This is a genomic window from Pseudoalteromonas citrea, from assembly GCF_000238375.3.
In the GTDB taxonomy this organism is placed as follows: Bacteria; Pseudomonadota; Gammaproteobacteria; order Enterobacterales; family Alteromonadaceae; genus Pseudoalteromonas; species Pseudoalteromonas citrea.
This window is the reverse complement of the sequence record NZ_AHBZ03000014.1, coordinates 298,685-323,649: the sequence shown is the minus strand read 5'-3', so window position 1 is coordinate 323,649 and position 24,965 is coordinate 298,685. Positions and strand designations below refer to the sequence as shown.

The window sequence follows — 24,965 nt, the reverse complement described above, 5'->3', positions numbered from 1 at the left end:
TCATTTATCGCAAAATGTCCATCTTCAGCCTATTCCTGTTAAAGTGTCTTGCAATCGAATTCAATGTCGTACGACACGACTGTTTTGTTAGGCTAAGTAGTCTTACCTAGCAAATATAACAATGAAAATTGCGCGCCTTTTAACCCTAGTTTGTTACGACGCGCCTAACCTGTAGAGAGTAAATTATGCTTAATCCTTTTGATATCGTAATTTTTGGTGGGGGTGGTGATTTAGCTTTACGCAAATTGTTACCAGCTATGTATCGAGCATATCAAGAAGGGAACCTGCCAAAGGGCTCTCGTATTTTGCCAACTGTTCGAGAAGAAAATAAACAACTAGAATACATCGAAACAGCGCATCAAGCACTTCAGTCTTTTTTAAGTGCGGATGAATTTAACGAAAAAGATTGGCAAGCCTTTTCTGAATTTTTAGTGCCTGTTGTGGTTAATGTAACCGATGTTGACGATAATTGGGATAAGCTAAAAGCTATTCTAGATGAAGATGCCAGTGATAAGTCTCGTGTCTTTTACTTATCCTTGCCGCCTGCTGTATACGGTAGATGTTGTGAAATATTGTCACTTAAATCTCTTATCACTGATACATCACGGGTCGTTGTTGAAAAGCCAATCGGTTACTGCGGTGAGTCGGCTGAAGAAATAAATGGCAAAATTGCACAGTTCTTTAGTGAAGAGCAAATTTTCCGTATCGATCATTACTTAGGTAAAGAAACTGTACAGAATTTAATGGCTCTACGTTTTTCTAATGCTTTATTTGAAAACTTATGGGACGCGAAGTCCATAGACAATATCCAAATCAGCATTTCTGAAACTGTCGGTCTTGAAGCACGAGCAGGCTTTTATGATAAAGCTGGTGCGTTAAGAGATATGGTTCAGAATCACTTACTGCAATTACTGTGCTTAGTGGCAATGGAGTCTCCTCATAAGCTCAATGCCAATAGTATTCGTACAGAAAAACTTAAAGTATTAGAAGCATTACGCCCTTTGGTTGACGCTGATGTTGATAGTAATATTGTTCGTGGGCAGTATGTTCCTGGTGATTTACAAGGTAAATTAGTACCTGGCTATTTAGAGGAACTAGGCGAGGGTTCTAGTATTACTGAGACGTTTGTCGCTATTCGTGCCCATATAGATAACTGGCGTTGGTCAGGAGTACCATTTTATTTGCGTACGGGTAAACGCATGAACAAACGTTGTGCAGAAATTGTGGTTGAATATAAGCCGGTTTCACACAATGTATACGATGACTCTGTTGGCCCAATTCAACCTAATCGTCTAGTGATCCGACTTCAGCCTGAAGAAAGCATTCAGCTGACTCTAATGTCTAAACGCCTAGATAATTTAGAGATGCAGTTAGAGCCTGTGACATTAAATATTGAATTGAGTGAACAGTATAAAAATGGTTTTCACTCAGATGCCTATAAGCGCTTAATGTTAGATGCTGCTGCAAATAACCCTGCGTTATTTATTCATCGCCATGAGGTAAGGCAAGCGTGGCAGTGGATTGATCCAATTGTTGCACGTTGGCAAGAAAAAGGTGCCCCAGCATTGTATCGCGCGGGTTCTTGGGGACCAGAGGGAGCTGATGAGTTGTTAGCAGAAAATGGTCATGTATGGTTTAACGCAGGGGAGCAAGTATAATGGCAAATATTGTGGAACGTATATTTGAATCTAAAGCTCAAATGACTGAGGCTTTAGCGTCTTTACTTGAAACAGGTATTGCCAGCGGTATTAAGCAAGATGGAAAAGCGTTGGTTATGGTATCAGGCGGGTCATCTCCTGCACCAGCATATAAATACTTATCTAATTTGCCATTGGAGTGGGACAAAATTTCAATTGCTATGGTTGATGAGCGTTGGGTTGACCCAGCACATGACAAATCAAATGAAGCGTTTATTAATGAAACGCTATTGCAGAATAAAGCTGCTGATGCTGAGTTTATTGTGATGAAAAACTCGGCAAGTTCAGCTATTGCAGGTCAAGTGGAATGTGAACAAGCGTATCAAGCGCTAAAAGCACCTGATGTTACCATTTTAGGTATGGGTCCGGATGGGCATACGGCCTCTCTATTCCCACATGCTGAAGGTCTTGAGTCTGGCTTACAAACAACAGATATAGTGTGTGCGATAAATGCGGTTGAAAGCGCGGTGACAGGAAGCATCACTGAACGCATGAGTTTGACTTTGAATGGTATTGCACGCTCAAAAGAGGTTGTGTTACTCATTAGTGGTGATGAGAAGCGCGCGATGTATGATCAAGCAAAAGGTGCAGGGTCGGAACTGGATATACCACTGAGAGCCGTAATTAATCACCCTCAGATCACACTATCAGTATTTTGGTGCCCATAGGGCTCCATAGCTAAGTGTAACCTAATTGCTCATTGTGAGCAGTTAGGTTATCTCTAATGAAGTCTATAGCGAATACACTCTAAATATTCTTTATCCGCCTACCTCATAACCTGTACTTTATTTCAAGACAAAAATATCATTTGGAATTTGATATTCGTGATGTCAGCATAGATTTAAATATAGATAACTCATGGGTTTGGCTGAATGTACCGTATTTACAGGCATCACAGCAGGAATAGGTAGGTATTTTTTTATCAAATTGCTGGACATCGAGAGTATGAGATTCTATAATGACAGCGTTGTCATTGAGAATGGTTATCACCCTTGAACACTTCTGCCAAAGTTTTCATTATCACTAGACAACAAGACATATCCCCATTTCTTATAACCTAAAGTTATGAATGTCCCTAATTCAACTAATTTGATGCGGTATTTCTCTTATTTTATGGTATATTTCTCTCGATTTTTGTAACAGATTATCTCAAGTAAATTTCAAAGTTCAGTTAAATCAGAGGTTTGGCTTATTCTTTGGTTGTTTTTTGTTTAATATGACAAAAAAGATGTAGCGAATTTGTAATTTACGGTGTATGTTTGTTATTAGATGACAGCGTTGTCATCATCACTGGGCAGAAGTGATTAAAAAACCAACAATATGATTCAAGGGGAATCCTGTGTTAGCTAATAATTTTAAGAAAAGCTTACTCGCTTTAAATGTAGGCCTTGTACTAAGTGCAGGCGCATCAGGTGTTGCATTTGCAGCAGAAGAAAACAAAGTTCAAGAAGATGTTGAAGTAATTGAAGTTCGTGGTATCCGCCGCTCTTTAGAAGCGTCAATGAATACAAAGCGTTTTGCAAACTCTGTAGTCGATTCTGTATCAGCCGAAGACATCGGTGACTTCCCTGATAATAACTTAGCAGAGTCTTTAGGCCGAGTTCCAGGTGTAACTGTTTCACGTCAATTTGGTGAAGGTTCTGCAGTATCAATTCGTGGCGCATCTAACCAATTAACAAAAACTTCTTTAAATGGACAAAATGTAGCATCTACAGGGTGGTATACAGAGCAAGCAATCGACCGTTCATTTAATTACTCAATGCTAGCACCTGAAATGATCGCATCAATGGATGTTTATAAGTCAGCGCAGGCTGATATCGTGGAAGGTGGTGTTGGTGGTACTGTTATTGTAAAAACTCGTCGTCCTTTAGATCTAGATGCAAATACGGTATTTGGGTCGATTAAAATGACGGGTTCTACAGCATCTGATGAGAATGATGCAAGTTACTCAGGTTTATATAGTTGGAAAAATGAAGCTGAGACATTCGGTGTTTTAGGTGCTTTAGCAAAGTCTGATTACTCTTTAGAGCGCATCGGTGATGAGTCACTTCCTGCTTGGGCCGGAAGAATTGCGCCAACGAACTTTAAGCAGCAACGCGAGCGCACGGCGACTGATATTCAGCTTCAGTACGCTCCAACTGATTCATTAGACTTTGGTCTACATTATATGAATCTTGAACTTAACGCTAATAACCTTAACACACAAATTTGGATTCCACAGAATTTTTCAAATTGTTCGTCGACAAATGCGCAGGGTATTCCTACTAATTGTACTGCGACACAGGCTTGGATAGATTCTGACGATGTAATCCTTCCGTATTACGATGTTCGTCCTCGTCAAGCATCAATGGAAACAGAAGTTGTCGCATTCGACATGACATATGTTGGTGATGCGGTGAAAATTGAATTCCAAATTGGTAGCACAGAAGCGACTGGTGGTACGAACTTTGAAACTAACTATGCAACTCTTACGGATAAAATAGGTTCGCTTGGTACGATAAATGCCGAAGGTGATCGAATTCAGTACGATATGACTTCTCCAGTTTATGAGGCTACTACTCTAAATGTTGGTGATAATTCAATCGTAAATTCGCCGAATAAAGACAGTGAAGATTATGCACAGGTAGATTTTACTTTCCAATTAGAAAGTGAGTTCTTTACATCAATCAAAACGGGTGTACGCTGGGTCCATCATGAAGTAGAAAAGTCATCTAATAGACCGTTACTATCGAATACTGATGCGGCTGAAGGGCTTCTATTGGGCACGATTTCAGCGGGCAAAGATAGCTTTACGATTCCTGAGCCAAATGCTGATGCGATGATCAGCCATACTAAGGGCTTAATTACTGAATGGGTTGAATCACGTTCAGGTTTCTCAAATATTGTTGAAGATAACTTTTCAGGTTATGTGATGGCAAACTTCTCTCATGAGAATGTTCGAGGTAATATGGGATTACGCTACATAAGTACAAGCGTTAGTTCTGATACATATGCCCGGTTAGATGGATTTGTAGACCCCATTCTTGTTGCAAATAATGGCTATTCACATGATATAGTTACAGAAGAGTCAAATTACAATGAAGTATTGCCAAGTATCAACGTTGCAGTTGATGTACAAGAAGATGTGATAGTACGTTTTTCAGCGGCAACCGTAATCGCGCGCCCTAATTATAATGATATGTTTACAAGCTCGAGTCTTAAGGGATTTGGCGATAATATTATCGGAAATGAATCAGTTGAAAAAGGGTCTGTAGCACTAAGTCCATTTAAGGCTAATCAGGCCGATATTGGTGTCGAATGGTACTATAACAGCTCAAGCTTAGTGGCTCTTTCTTACTTCACGAAGCAAGTCGATACATTTACAACTGCAGATAGCATCGCAAATCAGTCAATCGGTATCGTTGACCCAGACTCTCAACTTGATAGTTGGCGTTTAGATACCTATAAAGATGGCCGTGGTGGTGATATTAATGGTGTTGAATTCCAATGGCAGCATACATTTGATAATGGGTTTGGTGGTGTATTTAACTATACTTATGCAGATGCAAAGGCTGATGCGAAGAACTACACAGATAGAAATAATATCTTTACCGATTCATCAAAGCATACGACAAACTTAGTTGGCTTTTATGAAGATGATGCATTCTCAGCGCGTGCGGCTTATACGTGGCGTTCAGATTATATGATCCGTGAAGTTGGTTTTTATGGTAACCGAGAGCACCAAGATTTTGGTACACTTGATTTAAGTTTTTCTTATAAAATCAATGACAACTTTACAGTTGTTGCTGATATAACTAATTTACTAGAAGAAGATAGCATTCAAATTGGTCGTGACCAAGGTGAAATCGCGACTCTGCAACGAACTTCTAATGGTTACCCAGCCTATAGCTATGAAGGTGAAGCTCGTTATTCACTTGGTGTACAATTTAGGTTTTAATTAATAGCCTATTTTAAGCCCGGTTATCACCGGGCTTTTTTATATCTGTAAAGTTAAAAACCGATATGAACGACGGCTAAATGGCGTTAATTTATCGTTTTATATAACTATGAATAACACTTAATATATCTAACTGACGACTAACACAATTGTAAAGGCCTCTTATGACATTGAAAAAAATTATCATTCTAGGGGGAGGCACGGCCGGTTGGCTAACGGCGAATCACCTAGCGAAAAAACTAAATGCTGAATTGGGTCAAAATGTATCTATTACTGTAATCGCGTCAGATACTATTCCCACGATTGGTGTTGGTGAAGGGACTGTGCCTTATATTAAAGAAACGCTACAATATTTTGGAATTAGTGAAGAAGCGATAATTACTGAGGCTGAAGGTACCTACAAACAAGGCATTAAGTTTCAGAATTGGTCTGAAGACCCAATTAAAAGGGGAGAGCATGCTTATTATCATCCGTTTGAGCCTTTTCCTTTAGGCCAAGAATCAATTATCCGTAGTTGGTTGCAAGAGCCTGATAAAGTAAACTTCGAAGATTATATATCAATTCAAGCCAGGTTAGCAGAAAATAACTTAGCTCCTAAACTCATTACGCATGGAAACTATCAGAGCTTTGTGGACTATGCATTTCATTTTGATGCTGGCAAATTCACGAAACTTTTGTCAAACAACGCGATAACTCAATTTGGTGTTGAAGCAAAAAATGCTGTAATCAATCGTGTTGAGTTAAATCCTGACGGAAGTATTCATTCGCTTGTGAGTGAGAATGAAGTATTTGAGGCCGATTTTTTCGTTGATTGTTCTGGCTTTCAAAGTGATTTATTGTCAGGTACGTTAGGTGTTGGTTTTAATGATTTATCTGACACTTTGTTAACAGATAAGGCATTGGTGACCCAAATACCTTATCCTCAGTCGCCTGAGAAATATGATATAAACCCATATACAAAAGCTGTTGCACAGTCATGTGGATGGATTTGGGATATTCAATTGCAAACAAGGAAGGGGGTTGGGTTAGTTTATTCAAGCTCCCATTCATCTATTGATGAAGCACATACTCTCCTTTCTGATTATACCGGCATAGATAAAGATATACTAAATGCACGGCAAATAGATATGAAAGTTGGTTATAGAAAGCAATTTTGGAAGAAAAATTGCGCAGCAATTGGTCTATCTCAAGGTTTTGTTGAACCTTTAGAGGCAACAGGCTTATTAGTATTTGATATGACTGCTTCAATGTTAAGTTATGCGTTAGCAGGTGGAGGCGATGTCTTGACACAATCCGCTGCAAAGTTTAATCGAGACGTTGAAACTGTGTGGTTGAATATTGTCGACTTTATTAAATTACATTACTGTATATCAAAGCGCCGAGACAGTGAGTTTTGGATAGATAATTGTGAAAACTCAAAGATCCCAGACTCTTTGTCTGAAAAGTTAGAAATGTGGCGTTTTAGAGCACCAAATAAATTTGATTTTACATCAAAGCTAAACGTATTTACTATTTCCAATTATCAATATGTGCTTTATGGGATGAAGCACTTCCCTGAAGCATTAGTAAATCCGTCACCGTTTTCTAATTCGGTTTATCAAGAAATGCTCAAGTCTAAAACAATGGAATACGAATATTGGGCTGATAAAGCGCAATTGCACTCCGAGCTAATTGATAAAATTATAAAATTTGGGGTTTCCAAAGGTTAGGCTTCACGGCAATGAAAAATAGTTTGAGGGGTACTTCCATTTTGGCCCCAAAACCTTTAGCCTTATGCCCACAAAAGTAATAATTACGTAAATGAACGGAGTAACATTATGGCAGAGCAACAAGTGCAGCCTTTACACAACGAAAAACATGCTAATACTAAAGTACAAAATGGCATCAACGTTGATTTCTTAAAATCACAGCACTTAATGCCAGTTGTTGCACATGAGTTCGCTCGTGTCGCGACTGAGTTCCCTATGGCGTTTGTAAAAAACACTGAAACGGGTCAATTCCAACCAGTAGCAATGTTTGGCTTAGAGCCAGGTGAAAATCTATTCATCGACAATGGCAAATGGACAGCAGGTTTTGCACCTTTAGCTGCGACTCGTTACCCATTTGGTCTAGTTAAGCACCCTGAAGAAGATCAGTTTGGCATTGTAATTGACGAAGCGAGTTCACTGGTAGGTGAAGAGCAAGGTAACGCATTATTTAAAGATGGCGAAGAAACTGATTACTTAAAAGCGCGTAAAGAAGCTTTAGTAAACTTCATTGAGTTCTCTCGTGTAACAGAAGCGTTCACACAGTATTTGGCTGATAAAGAGTTGTTAGTTCAACAAACTTTAACTGTTGATATCAAAGGTGAGAAAAAAGACATCAATGGTATCTACTTAGTTGATGAGCGTAAACTAAATGAACTAAGTGATGAAGCGCACCTAGAGCTGCGTAAGCGCGGCTATTTAGCACCTATTTTTGCGTTTCTAACGTCAACACACCAAGTTGCACGTTTAGCGCGTTTAAAAGCACAGCGCCAAGCTGACGCTTAAATAAAATCTGTATTATTAAAAAAGCACCCTAGGGTGCTTTTTTTGTATCTGATATTTACAAGCGCGTCGCAATTGACTTGCAATGTGCAGCAATTCTCGTCAAAGTTTGTTTAAAGCGATAAATATAATAATAAAAGGCATAACTCTATGTATAACACATCACTTCGCTGTATAGCGCTGTTGCTCTCCGCGCTATCTATACCGGCTCAAGCGACACAAAACCCTATTGCGATTGCCATTCATGGGGGAGCTGGCACCATTGAAAAAAGCAAATTTTCACCGGAAAAAGAACAAGCATATCGTGCCAAATTGCAAGAGGCAGTGGAGGCAGGGTACGCGGTACTTAATAAAGGGGGCAGTAGCCTTGATGCTGTAACAACGGCCATTAAGATCTTAGAAGATTCACCTTATTTTAATGCCGGAAAAGGTGCGGTATACACGCATGATGAAGCGCATGAGCTCGACGCCTCTATTATGTTTGGTAAAACACGTGAAGCAGGGGCTGTGGCTGGCGTTAAGCATATTGAAAACCCGATTAATTTAGCTCGACTTGTCATGGAAAACTCTGTGCATGTGATGTTGAGCGGTGAAGGGGCTGAAGCGTTTGCGAAGACGCAAGGTATGCCAATGGTTGATAATAAAATGTTTGATACTGAACATAGATATAAAGCGTTGCAACGTGCCAAGCGTAAGATGGAACACGCTAAACAGCAAAATAAGGATTATCAAGCCGCGCATCACGCATTAGAAACAACGTACAAAGTAGGGACTGTTGGTGCAGTTGCTCTAGACAAGTCAGGTAATATTTCAGCGGGTACCTCTACAGGCGGTATGACAAATAAGCGTTATGGCCGTATTGGAGATTCTCCAGTGATTGGCGCAGGTACATTTGCTGATAATGCGTCTTGCGCGGTATCGGCAACTGGGCATGGAGAGTATTTTATACGCTATAACGTTGCGGCAGACATTTGTGCCCGTGTGCAGTATCAAGGTAAAACGATTGAGCAAGCAGGTAATGAAGTCATTCATGATGTATTAATGCCAGTTGGCGGCACCGGCGGAGTGATCATAGTGGATACGAAAGGCAACATGAGTATGCCTTTTAACACTAAAGGCATGTACAGAGCCAGTAAATCGAGTTCACAACCAACCAGCGTCGCGATTTTTAAACAAGATTAAAAATTACAGGCAAATTAGATAACGCCAGCTATAGTTATGAATGCTGGCGTTTTTTAATGGAGCCGATACCATGCAATCAATTCAAGTAGCAGATTATTTAAATCATCGTCCCGTGACTTTTTCAGCTGATATGCGTGTGGAAGCTGCGGTAGAAAAATTATTACAAAGTGGTCAATCAGGTGGACCGGTCATTGACAGCAATAAACATGTGGTGGGGTTTTTGTCTGAGCAGGACTGTTTACGTAAAATGCTAGAAGCCACTTATCAGAATGAGTCTCATAGTGTGGTCAGTGATGTTATGAATAGCACCCCGCTATGTGTCTCCCCAAGTGATAGTATTTTACAAATGGCTGACCGAATGACGGTGAATGCACCAAAGCTCTACCCTGTTTGTGATGAAGATGGACGATTACAGGGGGTGATCAGTCGTGCAAATGTATTACTTGCGTTAGACAAACACCTTCACGATACCTATGAATCAGGTAATCGATACGTATAAAACCGCTTTTATAGAATAACTGGGTATAACCATAGGCTCAGTTATTAGTTTTTGATACACTACGTCGCGATTTGTATTATATAAAGGTATTGCGAAGTGAGTGTTGGACCGCTGTTTTCTGAACTAAAATCTTGCCTAAAGAAAGATCAATTCATTTTAAAAAAACGCCTTCATGGCACAAAAAAAATAACCGATGAAATTAAGCAAGCAAAAGCGGTTCAGTCTATTGCGCAGGCCATTTCGCGCAGTCAAGCATTGAGAGTTACGCGCACTGAACAACTTCCAGCAGTTACTTACCCTGAACAGCTTCCCGTAAGTCAGAAAAAAGATGAAATAAAAGCTGCGATTGCAGCACATCAAGTTGTGATTGTTGCAGGTGAAACGGGCTCAGGTAAAACCACACAGCTGCCAAAAATATGTTTGGAGCTTGGTCGAGGCGTTGATGGTTATATTGGTCACACCCAACCGAGAAGGTTAGCGGCACGTACAGTTGCAAATCGGATTGCTGAAGAAGTAGGATGTGAACTTGGCAATGAGGTGGGCTTTAAGATCCGCTTTAGTGATCAAGTATCAGACAATACCTATGTTAAATTGATGACTGACGGTATTCTTTTGGCTGAGATCCAGCAAGATCGATACCTCAATCAATACGACACCATCATAATCGATGAGGCTCACGAGCGTAGTTTAAATATCGACTTTATTTTAGGTTATTTGAAAAACCTGCTAGCTAAACGACCAGATCTAAAAGTGATCATTACGTCTGCTACGATAGACCCACAAAGATTCTCAAAGCATTTCAATAATGCGCCAATTATCGAAGTATCAGGACGTACTTATCCTGTTGAAGTGCGGTACAGGCCCCCAGCAGACACTGCTAGTAATGACACCGAGGCGCAAAATGATCAGTTACAGGGCATTTTTGATGCGGTAGATGAGCTGTGTGATGAAGGGCCAGGTGACATTCTCATCTTCATGAACGGTGAGCGTGAAATTCGTGATACCGCAGACGCCTTAGCAAAGAGAAACCTGCGCGGTGTAGAGGTTTTACCTTTGTATGCCCGACTATCGAATGCAGAGCAAAACAGAATTTTTGCAGCTCATAGCCAACGACGTATCGTACTATCTACTAATGTTGCGGAAACGTCTTTAACCGTGCCAGGTATTCGATATGTTATTGACCCAGGAACCGCGAGAATAAGCCGTTATAGCTATCGAACGAAGGTACAACGTTTACCCATTGAAGCGGTATCTCAAGCCAGTGCAAATCAAAGAAAAGGGCGCTGTGGACGGGTTGCGTCAGGTGTCTGTATTCGACTGTATTCAGAAGATGACTTTTTATCTCGTCCTGAATTTACCGACCCAGAGATTTTGAGAACCAATTTAGCATCGGTTATTTTACAAATGTTGGGCTTAGGGCTTGGAGATATAAACGACTTCCCGTTTGTGCAAGTACCAGATAGCCGAAATATTAACGACGGTGTCTCGCTATTAGAAGAGTTAGAAGCGGTTCATCCAAGTAAACGTCACCAAGCCACTAAGTTGACGCAGTCAGGTCGGCTACTGAGCCGGCTACCGATAGATCCTCGCTTAGCTAAAATGGTACTGAGTGCCAGTAAGTTGGGTGCGTTGCGTGAAGTAATAGTTATCGTCGCGGCATTGTCTATTCAAGACCCTCGAGAGCGACCTTCAGAGCGCAGAGGGGCTGCTGATGAGAAACATGCACGATTTGAGCACCCAGATTCTGATTTTATCGCATTTTTAAATCTTTGGTATTACATCGAGCAGCAGCAAGCTGAGTTATCACGCGGGCAGTTTAGAAAGTTATGTCAAAAAGACTTTTTGGCTTATATGCGGGTGCGTGAGTGGCAAGATATTGTGTATCAGTTAACAACCGTTGTCGAAGAGATGGGGTTGAAACTTACGGACAATGAAGCCGAACTAGATAATGTACACCAAGCGCTTTTAAGTGGCATGTTGAGCCACATTGGCTTCAAAGACGAAAAGCAGAATTATAAGGGGGCGCGAAATAGCCAGTTCCATGTTTTTCCTGGCTCCAGTTTGTTTAAGAAGAGCCCAAAATGGCTGATGTCTGCAGAGCTGGTAGAAACCAGTAAGCTTTATGCCCGTATTAATGCCAAGATTGATATTGCGTGGGTGCCTTCTTTAGCGCAACATTTAGTTAAACGCAGTTACAGTGAACCGCATTGGGAGAAAAAACCTGGTTGTGTAATTGCTTATGAACAACAAACGCTTTACGGACTGATCATTGTTGGTCGTAAGCGCAGTGTGTATAGTCAAATTGACCCTAAGCTATGTCGAGAGCTTTTTCTTAAAGAAGCACTTATTGGTCAACAATTGGGGCAAAATGAAGGGTTTTTACAATATAACCAAGACTTGATAGATGATATTCAGGTACTTGAGCAAAAAGCGCGACGTCGAGACATTTTGGTTGACGAGCAACAGCTTTTTGAATTTTATGATAGTAAAATTCCAGCCCAGGTGAATACGCGCGCTGCATTTACACATTGGTGGAAAGATAAGAAAAAGCAAGACAAACGCTTTTTGCATATGAGCAAAGAGCAATTAATGCAGCATGGTGCAGAGCAGATCACCGAGTTTGATTACCCTGACACATGGCAACAAGGTAATATTATTCTGCCATTGAGTTATCACTTTGAGCCCGGAAAAGCAGTAGATGGCGTGACCGTAAATATCCCGCTAGCTTTGTTAAATCAAGTATCTGATAGTGGGTTTGATTGGCACATTCCAGCATTACGCCATGAATTAATTTGCGGGTTAATTAAAAGCTTGCCGAAGACTTTACGTCGGAATTTTGTCCCAGCTCCTAATTATGCTGACGCAGTACTTGCAGCTGTTGAGCCAATGCAGGGAACTTTGCTTGAGGCATTAAGTACACGTTTATTAAGAATGACAGGCGTCAGCGTTGACAGTGAAGCATGGGATTTATCGACACTCGATGCGCATTTGAAAATGCAATTTCAAGTCGTTGGAGATAACAATACGGTACTTGCACATGGATTTGATTTACATGCAATAAAAACTCAGCTTCAGGGCAAAGTGGCAGATACCTTATCCCAAGTGGCTGAAAAAGGGATCGAACAACAAGAAATCACCGAATGGCAATTCGGTACATTACCGAGTGAATATACAAAAAAACAAGGTAACTACGAGATTAAAGCCTTCCCAGCTTTGGTGGATAAAAAAGACAGTACGGCGATCGAATTGTTTGATAGCTCGATAAAAGCGTCTATCGCGCATCAGCAAGGTTTACGTCGCTTAGTGTTACTAAACGTCCCTTCACCGATTAAATATTTACAGCAAAAATTACCAAATAAAGCCAAACTTGGCTTGTATTTCAACCCATTTGGCAAAGTCCAAGATCTGATCAACGATTGTATTTCGGCTGGCGTTGATCGACTCTTAATTACGCATGGTGATATCAGAGACGAACAACAATTTGAACAAGCGAAAGAGAGCATTCGTGGTGAGTTAGGTGAGTGTGTTGTTAAGATTGCAACCCAGGTTGAGCAAGTGTTAAGTGTGGCTCATGCCATCAATAAACGCATGAAAGGGCCTGTAGATTTAACCATGATAACGGCTCACGGAGATGTAAAATCACAACTGCAACGGCTGGTATTTAAAGGTTTTGTGAGTGATCATGGTGCAGACAAGTTAGAAGATTTACTGCGTTACATGAAGGCAATAGAGAAGCGGCTTGAAAAACTACCGGTGGACCCTAACAGAGATAGGTTGTGCGTGTTAGAGCTTGAAAAAGTAAGCGAAGCCTACCAAAAAGAGGTTTCTAGAGTACCTAAAGGGCTACCGTTACCAGAAGCTTTATTACATATTTTTTGGATGCAAGAGGAACTAAGAGTGTCTTTGTTTGCTCAAACATTAGGAACGCCTTATCCTATTTCAGCCAAAAGGGTGATGAATGCACTTAAAGAATGTGAATAATTTAACTTGAAGCTTGCTTTTTTAGTCAGGCCCATTACTTTAATAAGAGGAATCAATTTTTGGATCTTGAAAAGGAAGTGACACTAACCATGTCCGCTGAGCAAACAAGGAGTACCACACCCCATGTACTGGTTGTGGACGACGAATATTTTAACTATGAGATGCTGAGCGTGGCATTGTCTGAAGTATTTACGTTAAGTTATGCTGATTCAGGCAAAAGCTGCTTATCGAACGCAATTGCAAACAGGCCTGATGCAATATTATTGGATGTATGTATGCCGGGCCTTGACGGCTATGATACTTGTCGTTTGCTAAAAAATACGCCAGAGACGAAAGATATTCCAATAGTCATGCTCTCAGGTTTAGAGACAGAGCAAGAGCAGCAAGCGGGCTTTGAGGCCGGTTGTGATGCGTATGTGGTTAAACCCTTTTCAATGCAATCCTTATTAGAAAAACTAAAACTAATGGTCTAGGAGTAGGGTATGTTGCACGAAGACAAACGTCGCTTTATGCGGATGATGGTTAACGCAAAAGCAAAAATTACGCTGTTAGAAACTGGGTTGAGTATTGAAGGGACATGTAACGATTTAAGTGCCACGGGACTGTCGATAGAAATAGAAGAGCCAGTTGATATGGATACGACAGTGGAGGTTTATATCGACTCAAATAGTGCTACTACGCCACCATTAAATGCTCATGCAAAAGTTGTGAGGTGTTCACAAGAACAAGACGAAAGCTATTTGTTAGGGCTTGAAATAACTAAATTTAACTAATTGACTAAATTTATAGAAAAGGGGCAAGTGCCCCTTTTTTAGTGAGTAGTTTATTGTAAAAGGCTGTTAATAGACCTTACACACTAATCCTTTTAAGTAGAATCCTTCAGGATAATTACCTGAAATAGGGTGGTCAGCGGCTTGATTTAGGCGTTCTACAATGAGTAAGTCTTTCCCTGCATCAAGAGCGGCATCTGCAACGACCTTTTGAAATAGATTCTGCTCCATTAACCCTGAACATGAAAAGGTCAATAATGTACCACCAGGCTTCAATATTTGCATGGCAATCATATTGATGTCTTTATAGCCACGACATGCACCATTAAGTTGTGCTTTGCTCTCAGCAAACTTTGGCGGATCCATTACTATCGTATCAAATTGGCGGCCTTCATCGCGATATTGGCGAAGCAATTTGAACACATCTTGCTTTACAAATTCAGCACGTGTCATATCTAGTTCATTGTGTTCAACATTGCGTTTGGCAATATCAAGCGCGGCTTGAGATACATCAACGTTAATGACTTTTTCACAACCACCACGCAGTGCGTAAAGGCCAAAGGTGCCCGTGTAGCAAAAGCAATTTAAAACACTTTTGTCTTTTGAGAAACGCTCTAGCGCTGCGCGGCTATCACGTTGGTCGAGATAAAAACCCGTTTTGTGACCGTTGATGATGTCTACTTCTAGTTTTAAACCATTCTCTTCAATAATTACTGGTGCAGCTGGAGCATCGCCCCACAGTGCCCCTGTGGTCTTATCAAGGCCTTCTTTAGCTCGGACCTCTACATCAGAACGTTCATAAATTTTACACTCTGGAAAAACATGGCGAAGCGCCATTAATAAATCACCTTTGTGACGTTCTGCACCCGCACTTAAAAGCTGGCAGACAAGATAGTCGTCAAATTTATCAATGGTGATCCCAGGTAAACCATCAGACTCTGCCGCGCTGAGTCTAAAGCCTGTTAGTCCACCTTCACTAATAACATGCTGGCGAGCATCAAGAGCTCTTTCTATTCTTTTGATAAAAAACTGAGTATCAATTTGCTCATTTTCATCAAAAGTCCATACGCGTGCCCTGATCTGTGACTCAGGGCTATAGGCTGCAGTAGCAAGAAACTTTCCATCATGGCTGTATACAGTTATGGTGTCACCAAGCGCAGGCTTACCTTTAATTTTTTTGATGGCCTTAGAGAAAATCCAAGGGTGTTTACGTTTAAGTGACTTTTCTCTACCTGGCTGTAAATAGACCACGCTAGACATATAAATTCCTTACTAAATTGAATGCTTGCCATTTTAGTGAAGGCCGTGCCAACATACAATGTGATCACAGTGAATAATAATGTTTAGATCAATTTGACCCACTTTACAGAGAGAAATTAATGAAAAATATTGAAATGGCATGCCGCGCGTTCATGTTAAGTGGTGAGTTTGCTGATACTGCGCATGATATTACTCATATTGAACGAGTGGTAAAGGTGGCTAAGGCGCTGGCGCTAAGTGAACAAGCAGACATGGACATTGTAGTTGCTGCGGCTTGGTTACATGATTGTGTGGCCGTTGCTAAAAATCACCCTGACCGAGCTAAAGCATCTAAGATGGCTGCAGACAAAGCAGTAACGTTTTTACAAACTTTAAAGTTTGACGAGACAAAGTTAGATGCTGTGCACCATGCTATTGTGGCGCATAGTTTTAGCGCCAATGTTCGGCCCACAACACTTGAAGCTAAAATAGTACAAGATGCAGATCGTATGGATGCTTTGGGGGCTATAGGGGTTAGCCGATGTATGAAAGTGGGTGGGGCTATTGCAAGGCACCTTTATCACCCTGATGATCCTATGTGTGAAAATCGAGAAGCAGATGATAGTAAATATACGCTCGACCACTTTTTTATCAAGCTACTGCATATTGCTGAACACATGAATACCGAGTCGGCAAAAGAAGAAGCAGCCCATAGAACTGAGTTTATGAAAGCGTTTCTACAGAGGCTCAGCACTGAGATCTCATAGTATTGGCTGGGTCTACTGTACATTTGCATTTTATGTTATTAACGGGTCATCCGTTTTACAAAAACGACCACGAACAATGCTAATGAAAAGCTGCCTGTAAAAGCTTCAATACTGGCAATAAATCGTGATATTCCCACTGGGGTTATGTCTCCATAGCCCAATGTTGTGAATGTGACGACGCTAAAGTAAAAGCTATTGAGTAATGCACTTAAATTCTCTGAGAAGCTGTTGTTCTGGCTGAGCTGAATGATTTGATCTTGATAGCTAATACCAAACAAAAAGTACAACAGAGCACATACGACAATCATACTCAGGCTGAAGCGGATCACGTTTTCTGGCTTTTCACCATAACCACACAACAGGTTAATGGCGTTAGACACCAAGCGCTTTTTCGATCTTTTTGGGTATTGTTGATGGCGCATACGCAGTTCGTTATACGTATACTTGCCAGCCATCTCAAACAGACCTTGTTGTTCGGCTGCTTTACGTAATAACCGGTATATTTCCTCGGATTGTAAAAATAAGTCAATTGCGTCTTCTGGTGCTTTTTCTTTTAGCGCTTTATGCGCTCGGGATTCTTGCATTAGTTGTTCACCTAGCTGCAAGTTATCTATTCGCGCGTTGTCTAGTTTTACCCCTAAAATATTGGTGTTTTCAAGTTTGCAGCAGTGTAGGTTTGCTTCTCGTAAATCGGCTTTCATTAAGGAGGCGTGTTCAATGGTGTTGTTGAAAAGGTGAGCACCACGTAAATTGGCGCGATAAAAATTGCCATGAGAGAGATCGTAGCCATTGTGATCACCAAATTTAACGAGATTTAAGCCTTCTAAATTGGCCCGCTTTAATTCTAGTCCTTGTAATAAACCGCCTCGTTTTGCATAGCGTTCTAGTTTTTGTGTTAGTTCTAAGCCACTTTTATCAAATTTTGCATCATGCCAAAAACAAAACCCTGAACCCATATCAATTTCCTGACATCTTTTTCCATCTGGAGAGTGATATTGGCAACATGGCTTTGAATTCATAGCGCTCTGATCTTTTTCATCATTTACTTATAGGTTAGCAGCTTATTCGCGGTGTAGAATGGAGAAAAGTAAATAATTTTTTTCGATATGTTTGAATACCAATTAAAAGAAAGTACGCGCAGGCGAAGTGTCGCAATTAAAGTAACCGGGGAAGGTGTTATTGTATATGCACCAAAAGGGCTTGAAAAAAAGCGACTACAAGAATGGTTAGTGAGTAAGCGCAGCTGGGTTTTGGCAAAGCAACAAAAAATGCAGGCAGTGCCGGTTTTTCAAGCACCTTGGCATACCCAGACCCTGCTCGTGTTTGGTGAAACATACGCTTGTTTTTTTGGCCCTGAGTACCAAAGTAAACTATGTCATTCAAATCGCATCGTACATGTGTGCGTCATTAACTCTGACGATAAACAAGCTTGTCGAGCTGCACTTTTATCATTATTACGCATTGAGTTAGAATCTTACGTGATGGGAGTATTACCTTTACTTGCGGAAAAAATGGATGCTCACGTTAATCAGGTTAAATTTCGAGAGTATAAAAGTCGCTGGGGAAGCTGTACAAGTAATCGTGCGTTAGCGTTTAATACGTTGCTCATCGGGGCAAAGCCATCTTATATAGATTATGTGATCATTCATGAGCTGGCGCATTGTCATGTTCTTGCTCATAACCCTAAGTTTTGGCAACTAGTGTTACAGCATTATGGGCAATATAAAGGGGTGGTTAAATGGTTCAGAGAAAAGGGAACAACGCTGTTTATTGCAAAAGAGGTTTGAGGCGGTCAATTATAATTCGTACGCTTTGTGTGATGTGAATTATAATTAAAGATTAGAGCTATGATTTGATGTAATAAATGCACACACTCCAACTGTGTATTGATTGCTGTATATAGAGGAAAATACAGAAAAAGTACTTTTTTGAGTTTGTATTAATATGTAGATTTGGATGGTTTTTTTAAAATACGGGATGTATTTTATCAAAAGTAAGATGGTGGAGGGGGCTGGATTCGAACCAGCGAAGGCAGTGCCGTCAGATTTACAGTCTGATCCCTTTGGCCGCTCGGGAACCCCTCCATCTTATGGAGCTAATACATTTACAATTTGGTGGAGGGGGCTGGATTCGAACCAGCGAAGGCAGTGCCGTCAGATTTACAGTCTGATCCCTTTGGCCGCTCGGGAACCCCTCCAAATTGTATTTGCAGTGTTGTTATGGTGGAGGGGGCTGGATTCGAACCAGCGAAGGCAGTGCCGTCAGATTTACAGTCTGATCCCTTTGGCCGCTCGGGAACCCCTCCTAAACAACGGCGCTGATAATATCAAAGTTTCTAATTAAGTAAAGAAAACTCCTAAAGAAAAATTAAAAAATGCCGATAAAAATGAAGATTCATACACAATCGGTGAAACTCTATGCAAATAGACAATATTTTAACCAGAGAAGATCAGTTAGGCGGTGCGTTGGCGATATGTGTCAGCGATCAGCGACGTGCAGACTTTTCTATGTTATTGGCAATGTTGTCTCAAGATGCGCTCGATTTTAGTCAGTTTCATTTACCGGAAGAGGAACAGCAAGAAAGTGACAAAAGTGAATCTGCGTTAAAGAAAGAATTACAGATAGGGCCAGAGCAAGTTTTGGCGCCCGCTGATTTTGATATGCTAATTGGGCAACATAATGCAGAGCGCTTATCTCAAAGTAGTATGACAAGTTTACGATTGTCGAATTGTTTAAATCCAGAACCGCTTGCAGTGCGAGACGATTACAAACACATCCCGCTGGTTGTGGTGGATAATTGTGAGCTTGCAGTAAGAAATCGCTTAGATGTGGACAAAAAAGGTGAGGGAACTGCTGATAAACCAAAAATGGATGCAGCAGCTATGTATGATCAATTAAATAGTGGTGAAATGCAGAGTGCGCTCCAACTCAGCGCGTAGTTTTTACGTTGGTGTATTTTGCTTAGCCGTGACACTTTTTAAACTTTTTACCACTGTTACAAGGGCAAATATCATTTCGGCCAATTTTAACTTCTGGTGACTCGAATAAGTCTCCATCTAAGTATTTCCACTTTTCATTTTCTAAAATAAATCGTGATTGCTCATGTAGCTGACAATGCTTATCACCTGCTAAATAATGTGCTTTGAACTCTACGTAATCGTATTCACTGTCACTGTAAGCATGAATTATATCTAACTTGATAAAGTTAACCTCATTCGCGAACTGCAAAATGTCTGAGGTTGTGTGCATTGCACGCTGTGACGACGCATAGGTATTTAAAATATATTCAGCATCTTTTGTACAATAGGCACTAAATCTTGAGCGCATTAATTGTTCTGCTGATGAGGCCTGTCTTAGACCCGTTATGACTGGCTTACAGCACTCATCAAATGTAGAGAGGTTATTACAATAACACATAGTTGCTTTGTTACTTATGAAATCATACTGCCTATTGTACACATATCTTTGCCTTGTACTTTTGAAAAGCAAAATAATTCCGTATCCACTAGATTTAATTTCATATCATCTAACTGAGCAGCGGTAGCAATATTTGTCCATGTAATAATCGCAGCAAAGTTGCCATTGCTTGATGCTGCATTTAATACATATTGTAAGTTTGAAATATGTTTTTGCTTTATTACCAATAATTTACTTGAGTCAATAGAGCAACTATCTAGTACAGCTTTATTTGGTATATTTTCAGGTGCAATTAACAAGGTCCAACCATGTCTTTTGTTGCACAAGCGAATGATTTTTAGTAACTCTAAATTAGCATTAATGTCATCGGCTGTGCGAACTATGGTGACATTAGAGCGTTGTGTTGTGTTACTCAGCAAAATGGGTGTATCAGAATTAGTATGCAACATAATCAACTCACTGGTGTTATATACAGTATTTATATACAGTAGTTCATACAGTTGTTCAAAGCAAGATAAATATCACCTTTATTGTACGAAAAATATGCTTTGTTGGTTTATAAGAATCAGGTGTTTTATAAACATCTGATCTTAATAAAGTTGTTTTATGAAAGTTAGTAGCGCACGTTGCGCTTACTTTTCTAACTAAGTTGATTTATACAATTGCTAAATGATAGTTAGTGGTCGGTTTGTTTTAAAGAGGGGTTATAGCCTGTGTTAAGTAGCCTGAAACTAGAGTGGCGAAGTACACTAGGTGGGTTGAACTGACTAGTAAGCGCGGGCTCTTGCGTACTAATTTTCGCTATGCACGACACAAAGATAACTAGGTTGCTTGATTCATTTTGGTCGTTTTTAGAGGTTACTTCTTGATAGCCGTCGCCCCGGCTAAAGGTACTATCTAGGGGCGCTTTGGCATTTATCAGTGTTGCTTTGAAGAACGATGAAACTAATCAGGGCTTAAAAATTGGAGCTGATGAATTTGTTCATACAAGGTTGCAGCATAACATTGTGCATCTTTTATACGCTTTGTTGATAGATGTGGCTTTATTTGCTCAATCATTTCTTGAGCTGCAGTAACGCCTTGGCTATTTGCCAGCACTAACCAGGCCATGCCGTGAAAAGCGCTTTGAGGCACCCCTTGTCCTTTAACAAATAACAAACCGAGATAAAACTGTGCTTTGTGGTCACCAGACATCGCAGCAAGTCGAATCCATTTAGCAGCCAGTGGATAGGATTGCTCTTTTAAGTAATATAAACCTTTTTTGTAGGCTTGCGCTGTTTCTGTTGCTTCAGGTAGACGAGCTTCGCTATTAATTGGCGCGGTGACAAATTCAAGCACATTTAATAATTGTTGTTCGAGATCATGACTTGCTGAATTGTCTAACTGAGATTTTTCCATATTACAACCGTGTTTATTTATGCACTATTTAGTGTAGCCGAATTCTAACGTTTTTGTCCGATTAAGTCAGTGCTTTATGTTAAAATCCAAACACTTGTTTCTAATTTAAATACCAAACATTATGCTGGAACGACTATTTTTTCTCTCCCGTCAGGGAACCTCTGTTAAAACGGAAGTGATCGCGGGTCTAACGACTTTTGTCACAATGGTTTATATCGTATTTGTAAATCCAGCAATGCTTTCTGAAGCGGGAATGGATTTAGGGGCTGCGTTTGTTGCGACCTGTATTGCTGCCGCAATTGGGTGCTTTATTATGGGCTTTTGGGCTAACTACCCATTAGCTCTTGCGCCTGGTATGGGCTTAAATGCATTTTTTACTTATGGTGTAGTACTCGGTATGGGTCACTCCTGGCAATCAGCGCTGGGCGCCGTATTCTTATCTGGTTGTATATTTTTATTACTCAGTCTTTTTAAAGTTCGAGAATGGGTGATCCAAGCGATCCCAGTGGTTCTTAAACAAGCTATTGCAACAGGTATTGGTGCATTTTTGGCGCTTATAGCGTTAAAAAATGCGGGTATTATTGTCGCGAGTCCAGCGACTTTGGTTCAACTAGGCGATATTACGTCTGCGGGACCCTTATTAGCTATTTTCAGTTTTTTTATTATTGCAGCACTGATGTTTAGGGACTTTAAAAGCGCAGTACTACTGAGCATATTTATTGTCACTGTATGTGCTTGGGGGCTCGGTTTAGTTGAGTATCACGGCATTGTGTCGGTGCCACCGAGTATAATGCCAACGGTAATGCAGCTAGACATCGCAGCCGCGTTAGAGCTATCAATGTTGAGTGTTGTATTTGCATTTTTATTTGTCGATTTGTTCGACACATCAGGTACGTTAGTTGCTGTTACGCAAAAAGCAGGATTAGCCGATGAAAAGGGTCATATGCCACGTTTAGGCCGTGCTTTGTCGGCGGATAGTACCGCTACAATAGCGGGTTCAATGTTAGGCACGTCGACCACCACTTCATACATTGAGTCTGTTTCTGGGGTGTCGGTGGGTGGAAAAACAGGTTTAACGGCGGTTGTGGTGGGTATCTGCTTTTTGCTGATGATGTTTTTTGCCCCCTTGGCACAAATGGTTCCTGCTTATGCTACAGCTGGCGCGATTTTATACGTTGCGGTTTTGATGTTACAGAATCTGAAATTCGTCAATTGGGATGATATGAGTGATGCAATTCCTGTGAGTGTGGTGTTGCTGATGACGCCATTGACGTTTTCTATAGCGCATGGTATCGCGCTTGGGTTTATCGCATATACAGCGGTTAAAGTGCTGTGTAATAAACGAGAAGAGGTCTCGATAAGCGTTTGGGTCTTAACTGTATTATTTATCGTTAAGTTTGCATTTAGTTAAGGAACAAGGGTGAAGCCAAAGAAAAAGTGGTTTACCACTTTTTCTTTGGTGCAAATAGAATATCCAAGTCGTCTTGCTCTTGCTCGTTCTTCTTTTTTACAGCAGACGCATTTGACGCTTTCAGCTCTGTACTTATCTCATTTAAATATGATTCTAGTAATGTCTTTTTTTCGGTAACGTAATCGTCAGAATAGGTCACAGCGCAAATTGTCGCGTATGCTTTTTCAAAGTATTGCCTTGCGGAACCAACCATATTGGCCGTCCGTGCAGACACGCCTCTTTTTATTTGGCTTTCTACGTTGATTTTTAACTGAAGTTTTTCAAGACGCCGATCTTCAGCGACAAACTGCTGAGTATCAACTTTCCCTTTTGAATGTTCTGAGCGAAGCACATTACGTAGCTTTTTAATGCCTTGTACAAGCGCAATAAGTTGCTTGTCATTATCGGGTAACGATAAGGAATCACCTTTTGCGTTTGATTCAACAGCAGTACCAAGGCGCTCCTTAGACTCATGTAAACGATTTTTAAGTTCCCTAGAAGTAGGAGACAACTCGACCATAGTTGCCAGTGCATCATGAATGCGGCGCTGTAAAACACGCGTTAGCATCTCAGACATAGGAATATTGGAGCTGTTCACTAAAACGTCTTCGGATTCTTCAATCACTTTTTTTTGCTTGGTTAACTCTTTACGACGCTCAGCTTCTTGTTTCTCCTTGTGCTGTTGGATGGCACTTACCCACACGGCAATAACAATCAGTGCAACAATCAACATAATAATAATAGAAACAAACATAACGAATTCTCTTTGACCACGACTCAAGAAGATGATTTTTTATATTACATCAATTAATTGCATTCTGAACAGTATTACGTTCATAAGTCTTAAAAAACTTTTGTAATTCATTATTTTTCATTATAGACCATGATTTAATTTTGGCCGATAAACAAACAAAATAGGCAATTGCTATCTCGTTCTAGTTAAATATGCTAGCCTAACTGATACTGATGAGCATGCTCTGTTCAATGTCACGGAATGTCAGTGCCGACTTATAATTAATAAGAACAATACAAGCTATGAAATTACAACAACTTAAATATATTGTAGAAGTGTTAAACCACAACTTAAATGTCTCAGCTACTGCTGAGAGCCTCTATACCTCTCAGCCTGGGATTTCTAAACAGGTTAGAATGTTAGAAGATGAGCTCGGTGTACAAATTTTTGGCCGCAGTGGCAAGCATCTAACGCACGTGACAAGTGCTGGTACAGAAATCATCAACATTGCCCGGGAGATCCTATCGAAAGTTGAGGGGATAAAAGCGGTTGCCAATGAACACACCTTACCGGATCAGGGCAAACTAAATATTGCAACGACGCATACGCAAGCGCGATATGCGCTGCCAAATGTGATTCAAGGGTTTATGAATAAATACCCTGCGGTATCTTTGCACATGCATCAAGGCACTCCGCAGCAAATTTCTGACGCCGCAGCGCGCGGTGATGCAGATTTTGCCATAGCAACTGAAGCGTTACACTTGTACTCTGATTTGGTTATGCTGCCATGCTATCACTGGAATCGTAGTATTGTGGTTGCAAAAGATCACCCTCTGGCACAAAAAGCCTCTAATCTAACTGTGCAGGATGTTGCCCAATACCCCTTAATCACCTATGTTTTTGGTTTTACAGGCCGTTCTGAGTTAGATAAAGCGTTTAATGCACATGGGTTAGAGCCACACATTGTATTTACCGCAACAGATGCAGATGTCATAAAAACGTATGTGCGCTTGGGTCTTGGTGTCGGTGTTGTTGCGTCTATGGCGATAGATATTGAAACGGATCAAGACCTAGTCTGCATAGACGCAAGCCATTTATTCGAAGCCAGTACCACTAAAATTGGTTTTAGAAAGGGCAGCTTTTTACGTGGTTATATGTATGACTTTATCGAGCGGTTTGCACCTCATTTGACAAAAGATGTTGTTGAGCGTGCCAGTTTATTGCGCAACCAAGATGATGTAGATGCACTTTTTGCTGATGTGCAATTACCTATTAAGTAATACAACATGTTAAATGAATATTGTGTTGTGTTAGTCGCGACTCAATGTTCATTTATACTTTTAGTCATACGTTAAACAAACCACATT

The 24,965-nt window shown here is 40.6% G+C and carries 21 protein-coding genes and 3 tRNA genes; 15 read left to right on the top strand and 9 right to left on the bottom strand.

The window, feature by feature from the left end; genetic code table 11:
• Window positions 1–185: 185 nt before the first annotated feature.
• The 10 genes from zwf to PCIT_RS04650 all read left to right on the top strand — a co-directional run bounded on the left by zwf (window position 186) and on the right by PCIT_RS04650 (window position 14,597).
• Window positions 186–1,658 (top strand): glucose-6-phosphate dehydrogenase, encoded by a 1,473-nt coding sequence (gene zwf, locus PCIT_RS04695; protein ID WP_010362609.1) that lies wholly within the window; start codon window positions 186–188, stop codon window positions 1,656–1,658.
• Window positions 1,658–2,365, top strand: coding sequence for a 6-phosphogluconolactonase (pgl, locus tag PCIT_RS04690; protein ID WP_010362610.1), 708 nt, complete (start codon window positions 1,658–1,660; stop codon window positions 2,363–2,365). The genes zwf and pgl overlap by 1 nt, the downstream gene beginning before the upstream one ends.
• A 671-nt stretch (window positions 2,366–3,036) precedes the next feature.
• The gene (locus tag PCIT_RS04685) at window positions 3,037–5,634 is read left to right on the top strand and encodes a TonB-dependent receptor (RefSeq protein WP_010362611.1); all 2,598 of its coding nucleotides are present in this window, start codon (window positions 3,037–3,039) and stop codon (window positions 5,632–5,634) included.
• Window positions 5,635–5,798: 164 nt separating this feature from the next.
• Window positions 5,799–7,343: a tryptophan halogenase family protein gene (locus PCIT_RS04680; protein WP_010362612.1), complete on the top strand. Its 1,545-nt coding sequence runs from the start codon at window positions 5,799–5,801 to the stop codon at window positions 7,341–7,343.
• A gap of 108 nt (window positions 7,344–7,451) precedes the next feature.
• Window positions 7,452–8,165, top strand: coding sequence for a SapC family protein (locus PCIT_RS04675; RefSeq protein ID WP_010362613.1), 714 nt, complete (start codon window positions 7,452–7,454; stop codon window positions 8,163–8,165).
• 147 nt (window positions 8,166–8,312) lie between these two features.
• A complete protein-coding gene (locus PCIT_RS04670) occupies window positions 8,313–9,344 on the top strand; it encodes an isoaspartyl peptidase/L-asparaginase family protein (RefSeq protein ID WP_010362614.1) in 1,032 nt (343 codons plus the stop codon).
• A gap of 70 nt (window positions 9,345–9,414) precedes the next feature.
• Window positions 9,415–9,843, top strand: coding sequence for a CBS domain-containing protein (locus PCIT_RS04665; protein ID WP_010362615.1), 429 nt, complete (start codon window positions 9,415–9,417; stop codon window positions 9,841–9,843).
• Between the two features lie 96 nt (window positions 9,844–9,939).
• Window positions 9,940–13,824, top strand: a complete 3,885-nt coding sequence (gene hrpA, locus PCIT_RS04660) for an ATP-dependent RNA helicase HrpA (RefSeq protein WP_010362616.1) — start codon at window positions 9,940–9,942, stop codon at window positions 13,822–13,824.
• Window positions 13,825–13,913: 89 nt separating this feature from the next.
• Window positions 13,914–14,297 carry a response regulator gene (locus PCIT_RS04655; RefSeq protein WP_010362617.1) on the top strand — a complete coding sequence of 128 codons (384 nt, stop codon included), beginning with the start codon at window positions 13,914–13,916 and terminating at the stop codon, window positions 14,295–14,297.
• A 9-nt stretch (window positions 14,298–14,306) separates the two neighbouring features.
• On the top strand, window positions 14,307–14,597 hold the full coding sequence (locus tag PCIT_RS04650) for a PilZ domain-containing protein (protein WP_010362618.1): 291 nt from the start codon (window positions 14,307–14,309) through the stop codon (window positions 14,595–14,597).
• A gap of 66 nt (window positions 14,598–14,663) precedes the next feature.
• On the opposite strand, the gene PCIT_RS04645 is transcribed toward PCIT_RS04650, so the two are convergent.
• The gene (locus tag PCIT_RS04645; RefSeq protein ID WP_010362619.1) at window positions 14,664–15,854 is read right to left on the bottom strand and encodes a class I SAM-dependent methyltransferase; all 1,191 of its coding nucleotides are present in this window, start codon (window positions 15,852–15,854) and stop codon (window positions 14,664–14,666) included.
• A 119-nt stretch (window positions 15,855–15,973) separates the two neighbouring features.
• Between PCIT_RS04645 and PCIT_RS04640 the strand changes: the two genes are divergently transcribed.
• Window positions 15,974–16,600, top strand: coding sequence for an HD domain-containing protein (locus tag PCIT_RS04640; protein ID WP_010362620.1), 627 nt, complete (start codon window positions 15,974–15,976; stop codon window positions 16,598–16,600).
• Between the two features lie 38 nt (window positions 16,601–16,638).
• On the opposite strand, the gene PCIT_RS04635 is transcribed toward PCIT_RS04640, so the two are convergent.
• Window positions 16,639–17,619, bottom strand: a complete 981-nt coding sequence (locus tag PCIT_RS04635) for an ion channel (protein WP_040697058.1) — start codon at window positions 17,617–17,619, stop codon at window positions 16,639–16,641.
• 87 nt (window positions 17,620–17,706) lie between these two features.
• Between PCIT_RS04635 and PCIT_RS04630 the strand changes: the two genes are divergently transcribed.
• The gene (locus PCIT_RS04630) at window positions 17,707–18,387 is read left to right on the top strand and encodes a M48 family metallopeptidase (protein WP_010362622.1); all 681 of its coding nucleotides are present in this window, start codon (window positions 17,707–17,709) and stop codon (window positions 18,385–18,387) included.
• Between the two features lie 212 nt (window positions 18,388–18,599).
• On the opposite strand, the gene PCIT_RS04625 is transcribed toward PCIT_RS04630, so the two are convergent.
• From PCIT_RS04625 to PCIT_RS04615, 3 genes are all read right to left on the bottom strand, one after another.
• A tRNA-Tyr gene (locus PCIT_RS04625) sits at window positions 18,600–18,684 on the bottom strand.
• A gap of 28 nt (window positions 18,685–18,712) precedes the next feature.
• Window positions 18,713–18,797: transfer RNA gene (locus PCIT_RS04620), tRNA-Tyr, on the bottom strand.
• A 23-nt stretch (window positions 18,798–18,820) separates the two neighbouring features.
• Window positions 18,821–18,905, bottom strand: a tRNA-Tyr gene (locus PCIT_RS04615).
• 112 nt (window positions 18,906–19,017) lie between these two features.
• Here PCIT_RS04615 and PCIT_RS04610 point away from each other — a divergent pair.
• Window positions 19,018–19,539, top strand: coding sequence for a VC2046/SO_2500 family protein (locus PCIT_RS04610; RefSeq protein ID WP_010362623.1), 522 nt, complete (start codon window positions 19,018–19,020; stop codon window positions 19,537–19,539).
• 22 nt (window positions 19,540–19,561) lie between these two features.
• On the opposite strand, the gene PCIT_RS04605 is transcribed toward PCIT_RS04610, so the two are convergent.
• From PCIT_RS04605 to PCIT_RS04595, 3 genes are all read right to left on the bottom strand, one after another.
• Window positions 19,562–20,017, bottom strand: coding sequence for a YchJ family protein (locus PCIT_RS04605; protein WP_157592805.1), 456 nt, complete (start codon window positions 20,015–20,017; stop codon window positions 19,562–19,564).
• Between the two features lie 14 nt (window positions 20,018–20,031).
• On the bottom strand, window positions 20,032–20,466 hold the full coding sequence (locus PCIT_RS04600) for a hypothetical protein (RefSeq protein WP_010362625.1): 435 nt from the start codon (window positions 20,464–20,466) through the stop codon (window positions 20,032–20,034).
• 496 nt (window positions 20,467–20,962) lie between these two features.
• On the bottom strand, window positions 20,963–21,415 hold the full coding sequence (locus PCIT_RS04595; protein WP_010362626.1) for an SEL1-like repeat protein: 453 nt from the start codon (window positions 21,413–21,415) through the stop codon (window positions 20,963–20,965).
• A 121-nt stretch (window positions 21,416–21,536) separates the two neighbouring features.
• Here PCIT_RS04595 and PCIT_RS04590 point away from each other — a divergent pair, with 121 nt between their 5' ends.
• Window positions 21,537–22,826 carry an NCS2 family permease gene (locus PCIT_RS04590; protein WP_010362627.1) on the top strand — a complete coding sequence of 430 codons (1,290 nt, stop codon included), beginning with the start codon at window positions 21,537–21,539 and terminating at the stop codon, window positions 22,824–22,826.
• A gap of 31 nt (window positions 22,827–22,857) precedes the next feature.
• Here PCIT_RS04590 and PCIT_RS04585 read toward each other — a convergent pair whose 3' ends face one another.
• The gene (locus PCIT_RS04585; RefSeq protein WP_010362628.1) at window positions 22,858–23,619 is read right to left on the bottom strand and encodes a hypothetical protein; all 762 of its coding nucleotides are present in this window, start codon (window positions 23,617–23,619) and stop codon (window positions 22,858–22,860) included.
• A gap of 281 nt (window positions 23,620–23,900) precedes the next feature.
• Here PCIT_RS04585 and cysB point away from each other — a divergent pair, with 281 nt between their 5' ends.
• A complete protein-coding gene (gene cysB, locus PCIT_RS04580; RefSeq protein WP_010362629.1) occupies window positions 23,901–24,878 on the top strand; it encodes an HTH-type transcriptional regulator CysB in 978 nt (325 codons plus the stop codon).
• Window positions 24,879–24,965: the final 87 nt, after the last annotated feature.